The sequence below is a fragment of the Paludibacterium denitrificans genome, from assembly GCF_009707705.1.
Classification (GTDB): Bacteria; Pseudomonadota; Gammaproteobacteria; order Burkholderiales; family Chromobacteriaceae; genus Paludibacterium_A; species Paludibacterium_A denitrificans.
On sequence record NZ_WLYX01000001.1, the window covers coordinates 1,404,711 to 1,417,697 of the forward strand.

Below are 12,987 nucleotides of genomic sequence, written 5' to 3' on the forward strand. Positions count from 1 at the left end.
GCAGGCAGCTCAGTTTGGGCAACCGCAACCAGCCGCATGGCCAGCGGCAGGGCATCGCCGATGAATGGTACCCGTGGCAAGGCTCAACACCGCCGGGCCAAAGCGGTCAAACCAGCGTTGCAACCGGGGCGACAGGGTTTTGGGCGGTACGCGGCTGCCCAGCCACAGGCTGGTGGCACTGCCTACGCTGTTGGCGAGCGTGGCCAGCAGCAACGCTTACCACAGCCAATCCGGCCAGCGGTAGAGAAACGCCGACAACGCCAGTTCGGAATTACCGGGCAGCAGGGTGGCAGACAGGAAGGCGGACAGCGCCACGCCGCCCAGCGCCAGCCAAGCCGCGTCCATCAGGCTTCAAGCTGGAAGTCTTCGCCGCTCGCGTCGCGGATGGCGGCGCTCAGCGTGCTGAAGAATTCGGCACCGTCGCGGGCGGCAATCCATTGTTCGCCGCTACGGGCAAAGTGATAACCGCCGCTCTTGGCGGCAATCCACAGTTCCTGATTGGCGGTGTGGCGGTTGACGACGATCTTGCTGCCGTTGTCGAACTCGATTTCCAGCACGTTGCCGTTGGTCAGGTAGTCGGCATCCGTGCCTGCGTCATCGATGGCGGCTTCGATGCGCGAGAAAATGCCGTCGGTCAGATTCAGGAATTCACTTTCAGTCATGGGGCGTCTTTCTGCTCAGGGCAAGGGCAGGGCGGATACCCGTCCCCGCCGCGCTTTGTTAGTATCGCCATTTTGCCACATCGGATTACCCAGCATGCGAACCCTGATGGCCTGTGTTGCCCTGACCCTGTTGTTGACTGCCTGCGGTTATAAAGGCGCGTTGTATCTGCCAAAGAAACAAGCGCCCACCGCGCCAGCCTCGGCACCGGCTAACGCCCCGCGGGCCGCTTCGGCTGCACACTGACGTTTGGTGCCGGTTGGCCAATGTTCGGCCAACCTTGACCCGGCCTAGACCAGATGGCGCTGGAGCATGACGGCCAGCATGGCCAGTGCCGCCACCCCGGCCATGACCAACAACAGAAGCTGCCCCGCCAGTAGCGTGGCCTGCTGATTGACGCTGTCCGATAGCTGCGCCAGCCACTCCGGCGTTAACGGCTGGTTGGCAGTGGCCAACTGATAGGGCGTCAGCCGTTCGATCAGTACCGTGCGCGCGGCGGCCTGACTGTTTTGCAATTGCAGGCATGCCAACCCAGTGCCGACGGTGCGCGCCAGTTCGCGCAGGATGTTCTTCAACTGGTAGGCGTGGGCAAAATCGCCCGGTTCCAGCTCCAGATAGGTCATCGACGCCACCTGCACCACGGCCAGTACCGGCACCAGCCCATGCAGCAGCAACGGCGGCAACAAGGCATCGACCGACAGCCCGCTCATCAGGCTTTGCGCCGTCCACAGGCAGCTGACCATCAGCAGGCCAAAGCCCAGCACGATATAGCCGCGCCGCCGCGCGATGTATTGGCTGAAATACAGATAGCCCATTGCCACCAGCACGGTAACGCTGCTGCTCAGGCTCATGACGCGGCCGGTAGTGATGAAATTGAAGCCCAGCCCGTTTTCCAGCAACACCGGCAACACGTAGTTCCAGCCGCCATTGCACAGGTAATACAGCATGTAAAACGCCAGACCGGTGAGGTAACGGCGCCGCACCAGGCTGCGTAAATCCAGCCGAGGGATCGACGTGATGCCACAGCCGCCAGCCGGTCCAGCCCAGCAGCGCCAGCCCCAGCACACCACCGGCCAATGCCACAGGGTTGGCCGAAGGGCGCAACAACTGCACGTCATCGCCCGCATGCAGCAACAGCAGCATGCCCAGAGCCAAACGCCAGCACCGCCCAGCCGTCGAGTTTTCCCTGCTGTCCGGCGGCTGGCTGGCCATCGTGCGGCGGATAGCACTGTTCCATCAACAGCCATACCGGTAACGCCAGCAGCGCCTGCACGCCAAACACCCCTTGCCAGCCCGCCTGTTCCACCACCATGGCTGACAACCACGGAATCAGCGCACCAAAGCCGAAACAGCCCAGCAGAAAACCGTACATCAGCGGTTTGCGTTCACGCGGCAGGGCCACCAGCTGGATCAGCACCCGTGACGCGGTAAACAACCCACCTGCCGCCAACCCTTGCAGCAAACGCGCCAACGCCAGATAGCGGATATCCGGCGCCACGCTACAGGCCAGCGTCGCCAGCATGAACAACCACAGGGCAAAGCGGGTGTAACGACGGTAGCCGATGCGGCGCGCCAGCTGCCCGATCAGCAAATTGGCGATCACCGTGCCGCAAGCAAAGCTGGTGAGCACCCAGAGAAATTCGTTCGGCGTGGCACCGATACCGCCCTGAATGTGGCTGGCAGCCATGGCTAATGCATGCCGGAGGCGATGAAATCCATGCCGGTGACCAGACCCAGCGTCAGCCCGAACAGATACACCTGCCACGGCGGATAACCGGGATGTGCCGAGAGCAAAACCGCGCTGCTGCGAGAAAAAAGTTGCATCAGCACACTGTATATTGTGCAGAATTGCGGATAAATTTCTATTTTTGAATTGATTGTTCAATGAACCGTACAAACGACTGGAACGACTGGTATCTGTTTGCCTGCGTTGCCAATCTGGGCAATTTCACGCGCGCGGCCGAACGGCTGGATTTGCCCAAATCGTCGGTCAGCACGGCCATCTCGCGGCTGGAGAAACGGTTGGGCCTTCGCCTCCTAGAACGCAGCACGCGTCATTTGCGGCTGACCGAAGCGGGCAACCGACTGCTGCAAGACATCAACCCGTTGTTTGCCCGGCTGGACGATGTCGCCGACCACCTGGCAGGGTTGGCCGAAGCCCCACTGGCTTAAGCACGCTGCGTATTGCCGCGCCGTATGAATTTGCCGGGCTGCATCTGAGTCCGGTGGTCAACGGCTTGCTCGCCGACTACCCGGAGTTGCGGGTCGAGGTGGAAGTGGTGTCCGGCATTACCGATCCGCTCTCCAGCGGCTTCGATGTGAGTTTTGTCATCACCAGCCAGCCGTTGCCGGACTCCAGCCAGTGATGCGCCGCATGTACAGCATCGAACAAGCGGTGTACGCCGCCCCCAGCCTGATTGCCCGTCTGGGGATGCCGACACACCCGGACGCGCTGCACCACTGGCCGCTGCTGGGTTCGGCCACGGCCTTGCCCGGCATTTCAGCCATCAGGACGGGGAGCGTTATCTGCTGGAAGCCGCGCTGCGTTTGCAAACACCCAACGCCGGTTTACGCCAGCAGGCGGCGGTGGCAGGCATCGGCGCCGGGCTGCTCGGGCGCAATTACACGACGGCAGCGGTACAACGTGGAGAACTGGTGGAATTGCTGCCCGGCTGGTGCGCCGAGCCACTCAAGACCTATGCGCTGATGCCCAATCGCACTCTGCTGCCAACCAAGACACGCTTATTGCTGCAAGGGCTGGAACAAAAACTGCAGGAGCAGGGCGAGCGCAGCGGGATGTCTGCGGCGTAAGAGAAAAGGAAACGGATCACAACGGCCGAACTGGCCAGCCCTCATCGGCTAGATGGCTGGCCACGGCAACGCTTATCACGCTAGTCGCGCGTCAGCACTTCCAGCAATTCAATCTCGAAGATCAGATTGGAGTTGGGTTGGATATGCGCACCAATCTGGCGGTCGCCATAAGCCAGATGCGCTTAAGCACCCACAGCTTGCGTTTACCGCCCACTTTCATGCCCATCAGGCCCTGATCCCAGCCCTTGATCACGCGGCCGGTGCCAATCACGCACTGAAACGGCTTGCCGCGCATGTAGGACGAATCGAACACGGTGCCGTCTTCCAGCCAGCCGGTGTACTGGGTGGTAATCAGCGCGCCCTTGACCGCCGCCTTGCCTTCGCCCAATTGCAGGTCTTCCACCCGAAGCGTATCGCTCATCTTGCCTCTCTCCATCTGCCAGAACAGTAACGGCGGCTATTTTAACGGTTTGGCCGGAGCCGTTGCGTTATCCCGCTTTCTGGCAAAACACAGCAGGAAAAATTACATTCGGCCCGGACGCGGCGCCGTAGCATAACAACCATTCCTTTACCCAAACCCGCGTCGCATTGGGCGCCGCGGTTGCTGCAGGATGATGTGCTGACAGCGTTATCAGCCAGCTAACTCGGCAGTGGAGTCATCCAGCAACAAGGCGGTGAGGGCATCGATCGTCTGACGCCAGCAGGCCGTGACGGCGCACCAGCAGCGTTTCGGCCTGAGCCAGATCGGGCGGCAGCGCATGGATGGACACCGCCTGCGCCCCCGGCAAACACGCCAGCAAACGACGCGGAATCAGCGCCAGCCCCATGCCGCTGGCCGCGCAGCCGATCATGGTGTGGTAAGACGACATCTCCACAATGCGGTCGGTACTGACGCCACTACGCTCCAGCCAGGCTTCCAGCCGGTGCCGATAGGCGCAACCGGGAGCAAAGGCGAGCAGGGACGGCGCGTGGGCATCGGCGGCGGAGCGCATGGGCGGGTGGTTTTTTTCCGCCACCACCACCAGCTCTTCGCAATACACCGGCGTTGCCTGCAGTCGCGGATCAGTCACCGGCCCGCACACCAGCACGCCGTCAAAGTCTCCATCCAGCAGGCTGGACAGCAGTGGGCCGGAGGCACCGGTTTTCAGCTCCAGCCGCACTTCCGGATAACGCGCATGAAACGCCGCCAGCACCGGCGCCAGATGTATCGCGGCGGTACTTTCCATCGACCCCAGACGCAACTGACCACGCGGCTGGCGGCCCGTCACCGCCGCGCGCGCCTCGTCGGCCAACGTCAACAGGCGCTGGGCATAGTCGCCCAGCAATTGGCTTAAGCGGAGGGAATCAGGCGTTTGCCTTCGCGCAGAAACAGCGCCACGCCCAGATCGTCTTCCAGCTGGCGAATGCGCGTGGTGATGTTGGACTGCACCCGGTTAAGGCGGTTGGCAGCACGGGTAATCCCGCCTTCCTGCAGTACCGTCTGGAAAATCAACAAGTCATCCAGCCCCATTACATTCTCTCCACGAGATGGTTTTAATCATAATAATTCATTTTTAAAGAATATAAAGCCCGGCTAGGCTTGGGTTATCGCCATGCAACGGAGGCTTGTATGTCTTCCCCTTCCATCCGGCACGGCTATCTGGCCGCCATCGGTACGGTGCTCATCTGGAGCGGTTTCATCGTCATCTCGCGGCTGGGTGGTACCAGCATCCTGACGCCTTACGACATTCTGGCGCTGCGGCTGACCACGGCTTCGCTGATTTTGCTGGCGCTGTTCGGGCCACTGCCACGCCCACACTGGCAGGATGGCCGCCTGTGGCTGCTGGCGGCACTCGGCGGCGTGGGTTATGGCGTACTGGCCTATGCTCGGCTTCAAGTGGGCGGCTTGGCACACGGGGCGATTCTGCTGCCGGGGCTGCAGCCTTTTCTGATTGCCCTGCTGGCTTGGCTGTTGGCCGGTGAACGACCGGGGCCAGAGCGCGTGCTGGGTTATGGCCTGATCGCCACCGGCGTGGTGCTGACGGCGATTCCGCTGCTGTCGGGCACCGGGCATGCCGGGCAGTGGGGCGGCGATGCGCTGCTGCTGGGCGCGTCACTGGCCCGGGCGCTGTTCAGCGTGCTGACCAAACGCTGGGCGTTTTCGCCCGGCTGCTGACACGTTTTGTCGCGCTGGCCTCGGCCATGCTGTACCTGCCGGTTTATCTGCTGCTGTTACCCAAAGCCATTACCGTCGCGCCGCTCAGTGCGCTGCTGTTGCAGGCGCTGTATCAGGGTATCGGGCCGACGATTATCGCCATGATGCTGTTTCTCAAGGCGGTGGAAGCGCTGGGCCCGGCCCGCGTGGGCGCCTTGATCGCACTGGTGCCGGTACTGGTGGGGCTGGTGTCGGCTCCGCTGCTGCACGAACCGCTGACGCTCTGGCTGGGTGCCGGGCTGCTTACCGTTTCTTGCGGCGCATTTCTCGCGTCGCGTCCACTCAACCGCACAAGGAAAACCTCATGCCCTACGTAAACATCAAGATCACGCGCGAAGGTGCCAGCACCGAGCAGAAAGCCGAGCTGATTGCCGGGGTCACCGCGTTGCTGCGCGACACGCTTGGCAAGAATCCACAAACCACGGTGGTGGTGATCGACGAAGTGGAGACGGATAACTGGGGCATTGGCGGCGAGAGCATCACCGTGCGCCGCGCCCGTGGCGGTTAAGCACCGCCAGCATGCAAAACAGGCCACCCGCTGGGTGGCCTGTTGGCGTGTGGCCAAGGTTGGCCGAAAGCAGAAAGATCGACGTTAAATGCGGGCAAACGCGCGCTGGGCCGCCGCGATGGTGCTGTCGATGATCTCGTCGCTATGGGCGATGGAGACAAAACCGGCCTCGAAGGCCGACGGCGCAAAGTACACGCCTTCGTCCAGCATGGCATGGAAGAAGCGTTTGAACGCCTCCTGATCGGTTTGCATCATGTCGGCGTAGCAGGTCGGCACGCGGCCGCTGAAATACAGGCCAAACATGCCGCCCACGCTGTCGGCAGCCATGTTCACGCCGTTACGGCCTTGGCGGCTTCCTGCAAACCGTTGGCCAGACGCGCCGTCCGTGCGGCCAGCGTTTGGTGGAAGCCCGGCTGCTGGATCAGCTTGAGCGTGGTCAGGCCAGCGGCCACGGCCACCGGGTTACCCGACAGGGTGCCTGCCTGATAGACATTTCCCAGCGGCGAAATCTTGCTCATGATGTCGGCACGGCCACCAAACGCCGCCATCGGCATGCCACCGCCGATCACCTTGCCCAGCGTGGTCAGGTCCGGGGTCACGCCATGCAGCCCTTGGGCGCAGCCCAGATCAACACGGAAACCGGTCATCACTTCGTCGTAGATCAACACGCTGCCGTGTTTTTCCGTCAGCGCGCGCAGTGCCTTGACGAATTCGGCGCTCGGTTTCACCAGGTTCATGTTGCTTAAGCAAACGGTTCGACGATGACGCAGGCGATCTGGTCGCCCAGTTTTTCAAAGGTGGTTTCCAGCTGCGCAACGTTGTTGTACTCCAGCACCAGCGTGTGTTTGGTGCAGTCGGCCGGGACCCCACCGGAAGACGGATTGCCAAAGGTCAGCAGGCCGGAACCGGCTTTCACCAGCAGGCTGTCGGAGTGGCCGTGGTAGCAGCCCTCGAACTTGATGATGGCGTCGCGCCCGGTGAAGCCGCGCGCCAGCCGGATGGCGCTCATGGTGGCTTCGGTGCCGGACGAGACCAGCCGCACCTGTTCGACCGACGGCAACAGCTTGCAGATTTCTTCGGCGATGTCGATTTCGCCTTCCGTCGGCGCGCCAAACGACAAACCGCCCTCGGCGGCCTTTTTCACCGCCTCGATCACCTCGGGATGGGCGTGGCCGAGAATGGCCGGGCCCCGTGGAGCCGATGTAGTCGATGTAACGCTTGTCGTCGGCATCCCAGAAATACGCGCCCTCGGCACGCTGCACGAAACGCGGCGTGCCGCCGACCGAGCCGAAGGCCCGCACCGGCGAGTTCACGCCGCCGGGAATGGTTTTCTTGCCACGTTCAAACAGTTCGAGATTGCGGGACATGTTGAGTTCCTGTGTAACCAATGCAAAAGGTTGGCCGAAACACGCCGCTCAGGCGTGCGGCCAACGGGTATAAGGGTTCTGCGACAGATAGGCGTTGGTATAGCGGCCATCGTGGGTCACTTCCTCGCCGACCCAGTCGGGCTTGTCAAACGGGGTGTCTTCGCTCGGCAGTTCGATTTCGGCCAACACCAATCCGGCATTGTCGCCGAAAAATTCGTCCACTTCCCAGATAAAGCCGCCATGCTCGATCTTGTGGCGATGCTTGTCCACCACCATCGGGCACATGCTGTCCATCATGGTCTGGGCATCGGCCAGCGGAATCGGGTATTCGAATTCATGGCGGCTGATGTCGCTGATCTGTCCTTTGAGAGTCAGCCAGGCTTGCGAGCCGACGATGCGCACGCGCACGGTGCGTTCCTTCTGTACCGACAGATAACCCTGCCGGTAGGGCACGCCCGGTGCCAGCTTGCGCCGGGCATCGCCATGCACGATAAAACGCCGTTCAATTTCCACAGCCATGATGTGCTTTCTGCTTAAAACGGTTTGACCACTACCAGAATCACCACCGCCACCAGCGCCAGCACCGGAATCTCGTTAAAGAAACGGAACCAGACATGGTTTTTGTGATTCTGATGGGCGACAAAATCGCGGTACAGCTTGCCACAATAAAAATGGTAAGCCACCAGCCCAGCCACCAGCGTCAGCTTGGCGTGCATCCACGCACCGCTGATGCCATAGCCCAGCCACAACACCAGCCCGAACACCAGCGCCAGCAGGCCGATGGGCGTGACAAAGCGGTACAGCTTTCGCGCCATCAGCAACAGCCGGTCGTATTCGGCACCTTCGCTTACCATGGCCAGATTGACGAAAATACGCGGCAGGTAAAACAGCCCGGCAAACCACGACACCACAAAGATGATGTGGAACGCCTTGAAATAAAGGTAAGCCAATTCAAACTCCATCATCACCGGCACAGGCCAAGGCCTGTTCGGCCAACCTGTGCCGGTTTCACGTGAAACGTGTGCTTAACGGCGGTTAGGCGTCGCCGCCAGATATAATGGCATCACCTGCGGGATATGCGCCTGCAGCTCCTGAATGCGCGAACTGCCGGACGGGTGGGTGGACAGGAACTCCGGCATGCGGCTGCCACCACCAATGGACTGCATCTTGTTCCAGACATTCACCGCCGCATTGGGGTTGTAGCTTACGCGCGCCATCAGCTCCAGACCGATCACGTCCGCCTCGCTTTCCATGGTGCGGCTGTGCGGCTTGGACAGCGCCACATCCGCCACGGTCGAAACGGCCTTCATCTGCCCCTGATTCAACCCGGCAAGAGAACCAAAGATCGACAAGCCCATGTTCTGCGCATACGCCCGGCTCATGCCCTCGCGCGAGTGCTCACGCAAGGCGTGCGCCATCTCATGGCCCATCACGGCGGCCAGTTCGTCGTCGCTCAGTTTCAGCGTTTTCACCAAGCCGGAATACACCATGATCTTGCCGCCTACCATGGCGTAGGCGTTGAGTTCCTGACTGTCTGCCACATTCACGTCCCAGCGCCAGCGCACCGCATCCGGGCGGAATGTGCCCACCGGGCAATCAGCCGCTTGGCCACCCGCCGCACGCGCGCGGTCAGTTGTGGGTCGCGATTGAGCTTGCCGCTTTGCCGCGCCTGCGTCACTTGCTGCGCATAGGATTTGGCCGACAGCTGTTCGACCTCCTGCGCCGACAAGAACATGGTCTGTTTACGGTTAATGCCGACCACGCCGGACTGGGTGGTATTGACCTGTGCGCAACCTGCCAGCGCGGCCACGGTCAACACGGCGGTTAGCGTTTTCTTCCAGAATTTCTGCATGAAGATCGTTCCCGTCACCGTCATTCTGCCGGTTTTACCGGATCAGATTTCCACCATTTCAAAGTCTTCCTTGCGCGCGTCGCAATCCGGGCAAGTCCAGTTGGGTGGCACGTCTTCCCACACGGTGCCCGGCGCAATGCCGTCTTCCGGACGGCCGGTTTCCTCGTCATAGATGAAACCGCAGATCAGACACATCCAGGTACGCATACCTTTACCCTTTAGTCGGTTAAAATAACAATTGTAAATCTTGCCATCGCAAAGAGGTTAAGCCTTGTCCACTTTACCCCCTCCACCGGCTGTACTGACGCTGGCTTAGCTCCGATCCCTCGGGCGGTGCCGGTATTCAGGCCGATATTCTGACGTTGGCGAGCCTCGGTTGCCACCCCCTGTCGGTGATTACCGCCGTCACCGTGCAGGATACCGTAGGCGTGGACGATTTCATGGTGATGGAAGCCGACTGGGTCAATGATCAGGCGCGCTTCCTGCTGGAAGACATCCCGGTGGCGGCCTTCAAGATCGGCATGCTCGGCAGCGTGGAAAACGTCGCCGTGGTGGCACAGCTGCTGGCCGACTATCCCGACATCCCGGTCGTACTCGACCCGGTGCTGGCCAGTGGCGGCGGCAATGAACTGGCCGATGAAGATCTGGCCAGCGCGCTGCGCGACATGCTGATCCCGCAGGTATCCATCCTCACGCCCAACACCATCGAGGCACGCCGTCTGGCCAGCAACGACCCGGATGAGGATGAAGAGCTGTCGCTGGAACAATGCGCCACGCGCTTATTGGCACTCGGTTGCCAGCACCTGCTGATTACCGGTACGCACGACAACACGCGTGAAGTGGTCAATACCCTGTACGGCCATGGCGGTATGCAAGGCAGCAAGGTGATTCGCGCCGACCGCTGGGAGCGGCTGCCGCACAGCTATCACGGCTCCGGCTGCACGCTGGCCTCGGCCATTGCTTAAGCATGTTGGCCTCCGGCCTGCAAATGCCGGAAGCAGTGCGCGAGGCGCAGGACTACACCTACCAGACCCTGCTCAACGGCATGCGTCTGGGCATGGGCCAGTTCATTCCCGACCGGCTGTTCTGGGCGCGCGCCGATGCGGAAGAGGAAGAAAGGTCCGGCCATGACAAGGCTTGAAGGGCTGTATGCCATCACCCCGGACAGCGACGACAGCGAATGGCTGATCGAACAGGTCAGTAACGTGCTGCCGCATGGCGTGCGGCTGCTGCAATACCGCAACAAGAGCGGCGATACCGTACGCCGTCTGTGGCAGGCCAACCTGCTGGCCAGCCTGTGTCGCAGTCAGGATGTGGCCTTCATCATCAACGATGACATCGAGCTGGCACTGGCGGTGGGGGCCGATGGCGTACACGTTGGCCGAACCGACGCCGCGGTCGCCGAAGCGCGCGCCCGGCTCGGCCCCGGCGCCATCGTCGGCGCCTCCTGCTACAACGATTTACAGTTGGCCGAAAACGCCGTGGCAGCCGGGGCCAGCTATATCGCCTTTGGTGCGGTGTTTCCCTCGCAAACCAAACCCGATGCCTGCGCCGCGCCGCTGACACTGTTTGCCGCCGCCAAACCATTGGGCGTGGCCAGCGTCGCCATTGGCGGCATCACAGCGGACAATGCCCCCGGTGGTGACGGCGGGCGCCGATATGCTGGCCGTGATTGGCGGCTTGTTCGATACCGCCGATCCGGCTGCTAGCGCCAGCGCACTGGCCGGGCTTTATCCGGCCGCCTGACGCACCGCGCCCACGTAACAAAAAAAGCCCACCGCCAAACGGTGGGCTTTTTTGCCAATCCAGCCAGCGTTACAGCTTGGCGATCGACACCTCGGTAGATTTGACGAAGGCAATCACGTCGGAGCCGGGCTGCAGTTGCAGTTCGCGAATGGAACGGGTGGTGATGACCGAGGTGACAATGCCAGCCGGGGTTTCGACATCCACTTCCGACAGCACCGGGCCTTCGATGATTTCCTTGATGGTGCCTTTGAACTGGTTACGTACATTGATGGATTTGATGCTCATGTCAGTGGTCCTTTAGCGGGTTATCGGGGTTACAACGCCCAGTGCAATTGCAACGGGCTGATGACGGGAGTCGGCTCGACACTTTCCGTGGCCGACGGTTGTTGTTGCAGCACACGGGCCAGTACCTCGCTTTCCAGCGCGACAAAACGCGGGTGAGCACGGTCACGCGGGCGCGGCAGGTCAATCGCCAGATCCAGCCCCACCTTGCCGTCTTCGATCAGTACCACCCGGTCGGCCAATGCCACCGCTTCGCTGACGTCATGCGTGACCAGCAAGGTGGTGCACCGGTATTGCTGCCACAGCCGCTCGATCAGCCGAGGCCAACTTCTTGCAGCGCGTGTTGCGCCCGCGCTTGCCAATCACCGCGCAAGCCCAGCCCGACGTTGTCCAGTACCGTTTTCCACGGCAGCAGGCGGGCATCCTGAAACATCACCCGCACCTGATCGGCATCACGGTTAGCCAGTAGCCCCTCATCGGGCTGTTCCAGCGCGGCCACCAGCCGCAACAGCGTGCTCTTGCCGCAGCCAGAGCGCCCGACCACCGCCACAAACTGGCCGACCGGGATATGCAGATCCAGCCCGTTCAGCACGGTGCGCTCGCCAAACCGCTTGGTCAGGCCACTGAGCACCACGGCGCTCTCTTGCAGCGTGTCACGTGCACTCATGAGTATTCTCCTTATTGCCCACTGGTCTGATAGGACGGATGCCAGCGCAGGCTGCGCCGTTCGATCGCCCGCGCCAGCATGTCCACCAGCTTGCCCAACAGGGCGTACAGCAGAATCGCCAGCACCACCACTTCGGTCTGCAGGAATTCGCGTGCATTCATCGCCAGATAGCCGATGCCACTGTTGGCCGAAATGGTTTCCGCCACGATCAGGATGATCCGGGCAATGCCCAGCGCGTAACGCACGCCAACCAGAATGGACGGCAACGCCCCCGGCAACAGCACGTGCCGGAACAGGGCAAAACCCTGCAAACCGTAGCTGCGCGCCATTTCCAACAAGGCCGGATCGATGGTGCGGATACCGTGATAGGTATTCAGATAAAGCGGAAACAGCACGCCAAACGCCACCAGAAACACCTTGGCCGATTCATCGATGCCAAACCACAGGATCACCAGCGGAATCAGCGCCAACGGCGGAATATTGCGCAGCATTTGCAGAGAGGTATCCAGCACGCCTTCACCCAGTTTCGACAACCCGCTGATCAGGCCCAGCAGCAAACCCAGGCTGCCACCAATGGCAAACCCGACGCTGACACGCCAGAAGCTGATCTTCAGATGCGTCCAGATATCACCGCTGACCGTCAGCTCCACCCCGGCCTTGACCACCTCCAGCGGCGCTTAACAACACACGATGATTGATCCAGCCAAGCGCCGAGGCCACTTGCCACACCACAACCAGCAGCAGCGGCACCAGCCACGGCAAGCCGTGGCGGACGATGGCGCGGCCGATGTTTGAAAACGAAAACGGCGGCGCCACGCTCGGGCTGCCCCCATGCCAAGAGAAAAACCGGAAAACATTCATGATGGATGTCCTGAAAAACAACTAAGTAGGCAGATAGCG

At 61.5% G+C, this 12,987-nt stretch carries 30 protein-coding genes and 1 pseudogene; 10 read left to right on the forward strand and 21 right to left on the reverse strand.

Annotated features, from left to right (window positions below; all coding sequences use genetic code 11):
• Positions 1-9: 9 nt before the first annotated feature.
• From GKE73_RS09285 to cyaY, 3 genes are read right to left on the reverse strand one after another with little or no spacing between them, the layout of a single operon-like run.
• Positions 10-213, reverse strand: coding sequence for a hypothetical protein (locus GKE73_RS09285; protein ID WP_230369836.1), 204 nt, complete (start codon positions 211-213; stop codon positions 10-12).
• 3 nt (positions 214-216) lie between these two features.
• A complete protein-coding gene (locus GKE73_RS23125; RefSeq protein WP_280954858.1) occupies positions 217-345 on the reverse strand; it encodes a hypothetical protein in 129 nt (42 codons plus the stop codon).
• Positions 345-662 (reverse strand): iron donor protein CyaY, encoded by a 318-nt coding sequence (gene cyaY / locus GKE73_RS09290; protein ID WP_230369837.1) that lies wholly within the window; start codon positions 660-662, stop codon positions 345-347. The genes GKE73_RS23125 and cyaY overlap by 1 nt, the downstream gene beginning before the upstream one ends.
• 106 nt (positions 663-768) lie before the next feature.
• Here cyaY and lptM point away from each other — a divergent pair, with 106 nt between their 5' ends.
• Complete coding sequence (lptM, locus tag GKE73_RS09295; RefSeq protein ID WP_230371450.1) at positions 769-906, forward strand: LPS translocon maturation chaperone LptM; 138 nt, start codon at positions 769-771, stop codon at positions 904-906.
• A gap of 44 nt (positions 907-950) precedes the next feature.
• On the opposite strand, the gene GKE73_RS09300 is transcribed toward lptM, so the two are convergent.
• The 3 genes from GKE73_RS09300 to GKE73_RS23130 are packed head-to-tail and all read right to left on the reverse strand — an operon-like array spanning position 951 to position 2,484.
• Positions 951-1,787, reverse strand: coding sequence for an MFS transporter (locus GKE73_RS09300; RefSeq protein ID WP_230369838.1), 837 nt, complete (start codon positions 1,785-1,787; stop codon positions 951-953).
• Entirely contained in the window at positions 1,775-2,347 is a 573-nt protein-coding gene (locus GKE73_RS09305; protein ID WP_230369839.1) for an MFS transporter, read from the reverse strand. The genes GKE73_RS09300 and GKE73_RS09305 overlap by 13 nt, the downstream gene beginning before the upstream one ends.
• Before the next feature lie 2 nt (positions 2,348-2,349).
• Positions 2,350-2,484: a hypothetical protein gene (locus GKE73_RS23130; RefSeq protein WP_280954859.1), complete on the reverse strand. Its 135-nt coding sequence runs from the start codon at positions 2,482-2,484 to the stop codon at positions 2,350-2,352.
• Between the two features lie 60 nt (positions 2,485-2,544).
• Between GKE73_RS23130 and GKE73_RS09310 the strand changes: the two genes are divergently transcribed.
• From GKE73_RS09310 to GKE73_RS09320, 3 genes are read left to right on the forward strand one after another with little or no spacing between them, the layout of a single operon-like run.
• On the forward strand, positions 2,545-2,832 hold the full coding sequence (locus GKE73_RS09310) for a LysR family transcriptional regulator (protein ID WP_230369840.1): 288 nt from the start codon (positions 2,545-2,547) through the stop codon (positions 2,830-2,832).
• A gap of 53 nt (positions 2,833-2,885) precedes the next feature.
• The gene (locus tag GKE73_RS09315; protein ID WP_230369841.1) at positions 2,886-3,026 is read left to right on the forward strand and encodes a type 2 periplasmic-binding domain-containing protein; all 141 of its coding nucleotides are present in this window, start codon (positions 2,886-2,888) and stop codon (positions 3,024-3,026) included.
• Positions 2,986-3,471 carry a type 2 periplasmic-binding domain-containing protein gene (locus GKE73_RS09320; protein WP_230369842.1) on the forward strand — a complete coding sequence of 162 codons (486 nt, stop codon included), beginning with the start codon at positions 2,986-2,988 and terminating at the stop codon, positions 3,469-3,471. Before GKE73_RS09315 ends, GKE73_RS09320 begins: the two co-directional genes overlap by 41 nt.
• A gap of 80 nt (positions 3,472-3,551) precedes the next feature.
• On the opposite strand, the gene GKE73_RS26985 is transcribed toward GKE73_RS09320, so the two are convergent.
• The 4 genes from GKE73_RS26985 to GKE73_RS09335 all read right to left on the reverse strand — a co-directional run bounded on the left by GKE73_RS26985 (position 3,552) and on the right by GKE73_RS09335 (position 4,981).
• Complete coding sequence (locus GKE73_RS26985) at positions 3,552-3,626, reverse strand: hypothetical protein (RefSeq protein ID WP_512698920.1); 75 nt, start codon at positions 3,624-3,626, stop codon at positions 3,552-3,554.
• Positions 3,593-3,907, reverse strand: a complete 315-nt coding sequence (locus GKE73_RS09325; RefSeq protein WP_512698921.1) for an FKBP-type peptidyl-prolyl cis-trans isomerase — start codon at positions 3,905-3,907, stop codon at positions 3,593-3,595. The genes GKE73_RS26985 and GKE73_RS09325 overlap by 34 nt, the downstream gene beginning before the upstream one ends.
• A 220-nt stretch (positions 3,908-4,127) precedes the next feature.
• Complete coding sequence (locus GKE73_RS09330; protein WP_230369843.1) at positions 4,128-4,796, reverse strand: LysR substrate-binding domain-containing protein; 669 nt, start codon at positions 4,794-4,796, stop codon at positions 4,128-4,130.
• A gap of 5 nt (positions 4,797-4,801) precedes the next feature.
• The gene (locus tag GKE73_RS09335) at positions 4,802-4,981 is read right to left on the reverse strand and encodes a helix-turn-helix domain-containing protein (RefSeq protein ID WP_230369844.1); all 180 of its coding nucleotides are present in this window, start codon (positions 4,979-4,981) and stop codon (positions 4,802-4,804) included.
• Positions 4,982-5,080: 99 nt separating this feature from the next.
• On the opposite strand from GKE73_RS09335, the gene GKE73_RS09340 reads away from it, so the two are divergent.
• Genes GKE73_RS09340 through GKE73_RS09350 form a run of 3 tightly spaced genes read left to right on the forward strand, consistent with a single transcriptional unit; the run spans position 5,081 to position 6,173 of the window.
• Complete coding sequence (locus GKE73_RS09340; protein ID WP_230369845.1) at positions 5,081-5,626, forward strand: EamA family transporter; 546 nt, start codon at positions 5,081-5,083, stop codon at positions 5,624-5,626.
• Positions 5,627-5,652: 26 nt separating this feature from the next.
• Positions 5,653-5,982 (forward strand): EamA family transporter, encoded by a 330-nt coding sequence (locus GKE73_RS09345; protein ID WP_230369846.1) that lies wholly within the window; start codon positions 5,653-5,655, stop codon positions 5,980-5,982.
• Positions 5,970-6,173 carry a tautomerase family protein gene (locus tag GKE73_RS09350; protein ID WP_230369847.1) on the forward strand — a complete coding sequence of 68 codons (204 nt, stop codon included), beginning with the start codon at positions 5,970-5,972 and terminating at the stop codon, positions 6,171-6,173. The genes GKE73_RS09345 and GKE73_RS09350 overlap by 13 nt, the downstream gene beginning before the upstream one ends.
• Before the next feature lie 84 nt (positions 6,174-6,257).
• On the opposite strand, the pseudogene hemL reads toward GKE73_RS09350, so the two are convergent.
• From hemL to GKE73_RS09380, 6 genes and pseudogenes are all read right to left on the reverse strand, one after another.
• A pseudogene (hemL, locus tag GKE73_RS09355) lies at positions 6,258-7,540 on the reverse strand (glutamate-1-semialdehyde 2,1-aminomutase).
• 48 nt (positions 7,541-7,588) lie between these two features.
• Positions 7,589-8,059: a CYTH domain-containing protein gene (locus GKE73_RS09360; RefSeq protein ID WP_230369848.1), complete on the reverse strand. Its 471-nt coding sequence runs from the start codon at positions 8,057-8,059 to the stop codon at positions 7,589-7,591.
• Between the two features lie 14 nt (positions 8,060-8,073).
• On the reverse strand, positions 8,074-8,490 hold the full coding sequence (locus GKE73_RS09365; RefSeq protein ID WP_230369849.1) for a CopD family protein: 417 nt from the start codon (positions 8,488-8,490) through the stop codon (positions 8,074-8,076).
• A gap of 75 nt (positions 8,491-8,565) precedes the next feature.
• Entirely contained in the window at positions 8,566-9,129 is a 564-nt protein-coding gene (locus tag GKE73_RS09370; protein ID WP_230369850.1) for a M48 family metallopeptidase, read from the reverse strand.
• Positions 9,084-9,410: a hypothetical protein gene (locus tag GKE73_RS09375; RefSeq protein ID WP_230369851.1), complete on the reverse strand. Its 327-nt coding sequence runs from the start codon at positions 9,408-9,410 to the stop codon at positions 9,084-9,086. The genes GKE73_RS09370 and GKE73_RS09375 overlap by 46 nt, the downstream gene beginning before the upstream one ends.
• A gap of 24 nt (positions 9,411-9,434) precedes the next feature.
• Positions 9,435-9,599 carry a rubredoxin gene (locus tag GKE73_RS09380; RefSeq protein ID WP_230369852.1) on the reverse strand — a complete coding sequence of 55 codons (165 nt, stop codon included), beginning with the start codon at positions 9,597-9,599 and terminating at the stop codon, positions 9,435-9,437.
• 155 nt (positions 9,600-9,754) lie between these two features.
• Here GKE73_RS09380 and thiD point away from each other — a divergent pair, with 155 nt between their 5' ends.
• From thiD to thiE, 3 genes are read left to right on the forward strand one after another with little or no spacing between them, the layout of a single operon-like run.
• Positions 9,755-10,357 carry a bifunctional hydroxymethylpyrimidine kinase/phosphomethylpyrimidine kinase gene (thiD, locus tag GKE73_RS09385; protein ID WP_230369853.1) on the forward strand — a complete coding sequence of 201 codons (603 nt, stop codon included), beginning with the start codon at positions 9,755-9,757 and terminating at the stop codon, positions 10,355-10,357.
• 2 nt (positions 10,358-10,359) lie between these two features.
• Positions 10,360-10,533 (forward strand): hydroxymethylpyrimidine/phosphomethylpyrimidine kinase, encoded by a 174-nt coding sequence (locus GKE73_RS26505; protein WP_230369854.1) that lies wholly within the window; start codon positions 10,360-10,362, stop codon positions 10,531-10,533.
• The gene (gene thiE / locus GKE73_RS09395) at positions 10,520-11,101 is read left to right on the forward strand and encodes a thiamine phosphate synthase (RefSeq protein WP_230369855.1); all 582 of its coding nucleotides are present in this window, start codon (positions 10,520-10,522) and stop codon (positions 11,099-11,101) included. Before GKE73_RS26505 ends, thiE begins: the two co-directional genes overlap by 14 nt.
• Before the next feature lie 106 nt (positions 11,102-11,207).
• Here thiE and GKE73_RS09400 read toward each other — a convergent pair whose 3' ends face one another.
• From GKE73_RS09400 to GKE73_RS09420, 5 genes are read right to left on the reverse strand one after another with little or no spacing between them, the layout of a single operon-like run.
• Positions 11,208-11,423, reverse strand: a complete 216-nt coding sequence (locus GKE73_RS09400; protein ID WP_230369856.1) for a TOBE domain-containing protein — start codon at positions 11,421-11,423, stop codon at positions 11,208-11,210.
• Positions 11,424-11,452: 29 nt separating this feature from the next.
• Positions 11,453-11,698, reverse strand: coding sequence for a P-loop NTPase family protein (locus GKE73_RS09405; RefSeq protein ID WP_230369857.1), 246 nt, complete (start codon positions 11,696-11,698; stop codon positions 11,453-11,455).
• 35 nt (positions 11,699-11,733) lie between these two features.
• Positions 11,734-12,087, reverse strand: a complete 354-nt coding sequence (locus GKE73_RS09410; RefSeq protein WP_230369858.1) for an ATP-binding cassette domain-containing protein — start codon at positions 12,085-12,087, stop codon at positions 11,734-11,736.
• Positions 12,088-12,098: 11 nt separating this feature from the next.
• Positions 12,099-12,752, reverse strand: coding sequence for an aliphatic sulfonate ABC transporter permease SsuC (ssuC, locus tag GKE73_RS09415; protein WP_230369859.1), 654 nt, complete (start codon positions 12,750-12,752; stop codon positions 12,099-12,101).
• Positions 12,715-12,948, reverse strand: coding sequence for a hypothetical protein (locus GKE73_RS09420; protein WP_230369860.1), 234 nt, complete (start codon positions 12,946-12,948; stop codon positions 12,715-12,717). The genes ssuC and GKE73_RS09420 overlap by 38 nt, the downstream gene beginning before the upstream one ends.
• Between the last annotated feature and the right edge of the window lie 39 nt (positions 12,949-12,987).